1 protein-coding gene is annotated in these 1665 nt (G+C 54.4%); it reads right to left on the bottom strand.

Going from position 1 to position 1665, the window contains the following annotated elements; all coding sequences use genetic code 11:
- On the bottom strand, positions 1–1665 hold a 1665-nt coding region (locus ACWA2B_RS27800), incomplete at both ends, for a condensation domain-containing protein (protein WP_449292869.1).

The following is a 1665-nucleotide window of genomic DNA, read 5'->3' as shown; positions in this document are numbered from 1 at the left end:
TACTGCTTACGGCTGTAAGCAATCGTCAAGCGCAGCGTGCCTTCCGAGATCATCGCGTTTAAATCCAGCGTATATTGCAGCGGTGAATGTGCATCCTCTGTCTCCCCTGCACTATAGGGTGACAATGCGATTCCACTGTTTTGTAGATCCTGATCGACCTGACCCAAATAGTTAAAGCTGATTTCCGGTTCTGCTGCAATCGTATGCGCTTCATCCGATGCAGACGCAGGAGACAAGTAGCGCCAAGTTCCATAGGTCAGCCCTTTATGTGGAATCCGGCGCAGACCTTCCTTCGTTTCTTTAATCCGCTGAGCCAGTGTCATTTCCTTGCCGGTCTCCAGCAGCACTGGATACAAGCTCGTAAACCAACCTACGGTACGTGTAATATCCATCTCTTGCAGGATCGCTTCCCGGCCATGGCCCTCCAGGTTCACCAGTACCTGTCCGGCGCCTGTCCAATTGTGCACCGCCAGTCCCAGCGCGGTCAGCAGCAAATCATTGACCTCGGTGTTGTAGGCGCGATGGACCTGCTTTAACAGCTGCTGCGTTTCAGCTTCGGTCCACTCTACCGTCAGCACTTCGCTGTCTGCATTCAAAGAGCCCTCGTAGGCAAAATCCTTAGGCAGCGGCGCCGCTTCGGCTTTGGCCTGTTCCAGCTGCTTCCAATAAACTTCATCCGAGGCAGCCTCAGGGCGGTTGGCGTAAGACGACAACTCCCGTGCCCATGCTTGGAAGGAATCCGTTTTATAGGGCAATCGTACAGGCTCGCCTTTGATCGCTTGCTCGTAGCCAGTAGAGAAATCCTCAAACAGAATCCGCCACGACACTCCGTCCACCACCAAGTGGTGAATGGCGATTAGCAGATGGTCGCCTTCGGCTGTGCGGAACCATCCGAGTTTGACTAAAGGTCCTGCGGACAGGTCCATGCTGCTTTGAATTTCCGTTACCTTCGCTTCCAGCGCTTCTGCATAAGTTTCCTGTTCACGGTAATCCACCGTTTCCAGCGTATACAGCGTGCCTTCCTCTACAGGGCGTGTCCAAGCCGTATAACCTGCGGGAGCCTGATGGAAAACCGTACGAAGCGCATCATGATGCTTCACAAGGTGATCCATGACTTGCCGAACCACTGCCTCGTTAAAGCCCTCAGCGCGATAGAGCATGACCGCTTGATTAAAGTGCTGCGGACGCTCGCGCTCCTGCGCAAAGAACCAATGCTGGATCGGAAGCAACGCGGTTTCCCCGCTCACTTCTCCTTGATCTGCCATACGGCTGACCTCATGCATATGCGGTGCCAGTGTTGCAACCGTTGGATACTGGAACAAATCCTTCATGTCCAGCTTATAACCGGCCTGGAACGCACGAGATGCGATTTGAATGGCCTTGATGGAATCGCCGCCCAGATCAAAGAAATTGTCCAAAATACCGACCGTCTGTAGTCCCAGTACCGACTGCCAGACCGCTACCAGTGCGCGTTCTTGCGCCGTACGCGGCTCTGCATAATCAGCTCCAGTTTGCAGGCTGCCTTCCGGTGCCGGCAAGGCCTTGCGGTCAATTTTGCCATTTGGACTCAGCGGCATCTGCTCCAGCTGTACAAAGTACGATGGCACCATGTAGCTTGGCAGCTCCCGGCCTAGCTCACTTCTCAGCTCGCTGGCACCGATCTCT

The sequence above is a fragment of the Paenibacillus sp. CMM36 genome (assembly GCF_053570945.1).
The sequence above is the reverse complement of the archived record's forward strand: the minus strand, read 5'-3'. Positions and strand labels throughout refer to the sequence as shown.